This is a genomic window from Microbacterium sp., from assembly GCF_039812165.1.
In the GTDB taxonomy this organism is placed as follows: Bacteria; Actinomycetota; Actinomycetes; order Actinomycetales; family Microbacteriaceae; genus Microbacterium.
In genome coordinates, this window is the sequence record NZ_JBDIAB010000266.1 from 1 (window position 1) to 3,328 (window position 3,328).

2 protein-coding genes are annotated in these 3,328 nt (G+C 72.7%); one reads left to right on the top strand and one right to left on the bottom strand.

What is annotated here, in order from left to right; all coding sequences use genetic code 11:
* Nucleotides 1–617 (bottom strand): TetR/AcrR family transcriptional regulator (locus WML84_RS14035; RefSeq protein WP_347346757.1); only part of this gene is annotated, 617 nt, incomplete at its 3' end.
* Nucleotides 618–741: 124 nt separating this feature from the next.
* Here WML84_RS14035 and WML84_RS14040 point away from each other — a divergent pair.
* On the top strand, nt 742–3,328 hold a 2,587-nt coding region (locus WML84_RS14040), incomplete at its 3' end, for an MMPL family transporter (RefSeq protein WP_347346758.1).

Genomic DNA, 3,328 nt, shown 5'->3' on the forward strand with positions numbered 1-3,328 from the left:
CGGACGATGAACGCCTCGGCGAGCATCGCGAGCCGCTCGTTGAGCTGACCGCCGATGGCCTCGTCGTCGCGCCCCTCGATCGCCCCGCGCACGCACGTGTCGTCGGAGATCTCGACGAGCGTCCGCGCGAGCTCGGCGGCGGGCAGCCGCAGCCGCAGGCCGTAGGCGTCGGCGACCTCGTCGACGATCCGCTCGACGCGCGCGATCATGCCGTCCTGCCAGCCGAGGTAGACGGCGGCGAGGCGGGGGTCGCGCAGCGCCTGCGTGCGGATCTCGCTGAGCAGGCGCGGCTCCATGCGCTTGCCGAACGAGACCCCCATGACCGCGTGCACCAGGTCGGCGATCGACATCGGAGCCGCGGGGTCCAGCTCGCGCACGCGCGCGGCGACCTCGTCGAGCTTGCCCTCGGACAGCTGCGTGATGAGCGCGAGGAAGAGATCCTCCTTCGACTCGAAGTTCGAGTAGAAGGCGCCGCGCGTGAAGCCGGCGCGCTCGCAGATCGCCTCGACGGATGCCGCATCCATGCCCACCTCGCCGAACACCTCGTGGGCCGCGTCGAGCAGGCGCGCGCGCGTGTTCTGGCGGCGCCGGGTCGCTCCGTGCGTCGTGTCGGACATGTCGCCTCCTTCTCGTGCGCGCCTTCGACTTGCGGGGAACTCCGGTCTTACGATACACCCTTGTATCGGATACACTGATGTATCGAACCCGACCGATCATCTCTCTGATCACCCTGGAGCGCCCGTGTCCACCATCCTCGCGTCACTCGGACGCTGGTCGTACCGTCATCCCTGGCGCGTCCTCGTGTCGTGGCTGCTGCTGCTCCTCCTCGCCGGCGGCGCCGCAGGGCTGTTCTCGAAGGGCACCGACAACGCCTTCTCGATCCCCGGCACCGAGGCGCAGGAAGGCATCCAGCTGCTCGACCGCACGTTCCCGCAGGCGAGCGGCACGAGCGCGCAGCTCGTGATCGTCGCCGCCGACGGGGATCGCGTCGACGAGGAGCCCTACACCGATGCCATCGCCGGCACGGTGTCGGCCCTGGAGGACCTCGACGGCGTCCTCGCCGTGACCGACCCGTTCAGCGAGATCGTGTCGGGCATGGTCTCCGACGACGAGCGTGCCGCGATCGTCCGCCTCCAGTTCGACGGCGAGGCCACCGACGTGCCGCCGGCGACCAAGACCGCGCTCGAGGACGTCGCGGCGGACCTCCGCGACGAGCTCCCCGACTCCGCGCGGGTGGCGATCGGCGGCGACCTGTTCGCCACCTCGGTGCCGGCGCTCTCGCCGACCGAGGCCGTCGGCGTGCTCGTGGCGCTGTTCGTCCTCATCGTGGCGTTCCGCTCGCTCGCCGTGGCCTGGTTCCCGCTGGCATCCGCCCTCGTCGGCGTGGGCCTCGCGGTCGCGCTCATCTTCGTCGCCACCGCGTTCGCCGACGTGTCGTCGACCACCCCGATGCTCGCCGTCATGCTGGGGCTCGCGGTCGGCATCGACTACGCGCTGTTCATCATCGCGCGGCACCAGGATCAGGTGCGCAGCGGCATCGATCCCGAGGAGTCGGCCGCGCGCGCGACCGGCACCGCGGGATCCGCCGTCGTGTTCGCGGGCGTCACGGTGCTCATCGCGCTCATCGGGCTGAGCTTCGCCGGCATCCCGTTCCTCACCACGATGGGCGTCGCCGCCTCGGTCGCCGTCGCGATCGCGGTGGTCGTGGCGGTGACCCTCTCGCCCGCGCTCCTCGGCTTCGCGAAGGGCCGCGTGATCGGGTGGCCGCGACGGACGCCGCGACGCGCGGCATCCCGCCCTCGTCGCACCCTCGGCACGACGTGGGTGCGCGGCGTGACCCGGCGGCCCGTGATCGTGACCCTCGCCGTCGTGGCCGTGCTGGGGATCGTCGCGATCCCGGCCGCGAGCCTGCGGCTGGCGCTCCCCAACGCGGGCATGCAGCCGACGACGAGCGAGGCGCGCCAGGCGTACGACCTCACCGCCGAGCACTTCGGCCCCGGCTTCAACGGACCGCTCATCATGACCGGCACGATCGTCACCTCGACCGATCCGCTCGGGCTCATGGCCGACCTGAAGGCCGAGATCGAGGACGTCCCGGGCGTGCGCGAGGTGGCCCTGGCCACCCCGAACGAGACCGCCGACACCGGGCTCGTCCAGATCGTCCCCGAGACGGCACCAGACGACCCCGCCACCGCCCAGCTGGTCCGCGACCTCCGCGCCGAGCACGACCGCCTGCTCGACGAGTACGGGGTCGACCTCAAGGTCACCGGGTTCACGGCCGTCGGCATCGACATCTCCGACCGGCTGGGCGCGGCCCTCCTCCCCTTCGGGATCTTCGTCGTCGGGCTCTCGCTCGTGCTGCTCACGATCGTCTTCCGCTCGCTGTGGGTGCCGGTCACCGCCGCCCTCGGCTACCTCCTGTCGGTCGCCGCGTCGTTCGGCGTCGTCGCCGCGGTGTTCGAGTGGGGCTGGCTCGCCGACCTGCTGCACGTGCACCGCACCGGCCCGGTCATCAGCTTCATGCCGATCATCGTGATGGGCGTGCTCTTCGGCCTCGCGATGGACTACCAGGTCTTCCTCGTCTCGCGCATGCGCGAGGACTACGTGCACACGAACCGCGCGCGCGACGGCCGAGCCGACCGCGCGACGGCGATCGGCGCCGTGCGCTCGGGCTTCACGGCATCCGCCCGCGTCGTCGCCGCGGCGGCGGTGATCATGTTCGCGGTCTTCGTCGCGTTCGTGCCCGAGGGCGACTCGTCGATCAAGCCGATCGCGCTCGGCCTGGCCGTCGGCATCGCCGTCGACGCGTTCCTCGTGCGCATGACGCTCGTCCCCGCCGTCATGGCCCTCCTCGGCGAGCGGGCGTGGCGCATGCCGCGCGCGCTCGACCGGCTCCTCCCCCGCCTCGACATCGAGGGCGAGGCGGTCGAGCGCGAGCTCGCCCTCGCCGACTGGCCCGAGGAGGGCTTCCGCGGCCCCCTCGCGGGCGACGACCTCGCGGTGGGCGACGACGATCGGATGCTGTTCGCCGGGGTCTCGTTCCGCGTCGCCGACGGCGGCACGCTGCTCGTCACGGCGCCCGACCCGCGCGCCGCGCGCGCCTTCGTGCTCATGGTGGCCGGGCGCCTCGACCCCTCGGCGGGACGCCTGCGCGTCGCCGGTCACCTCCTGCCCGGCCGCGCCCCATGGGTGCGCGCGCACGTCGGCATCGCCCTCCTGGCCGGCGCGGAGGATCCGGTCGCGGAGCTCCGTCACGCGCTCGCCGGCGGCACGCGCCTCCTCGCCGTGGACGGCCTCGACGCGCTCCACGGCGCCGACCGCGACCAGG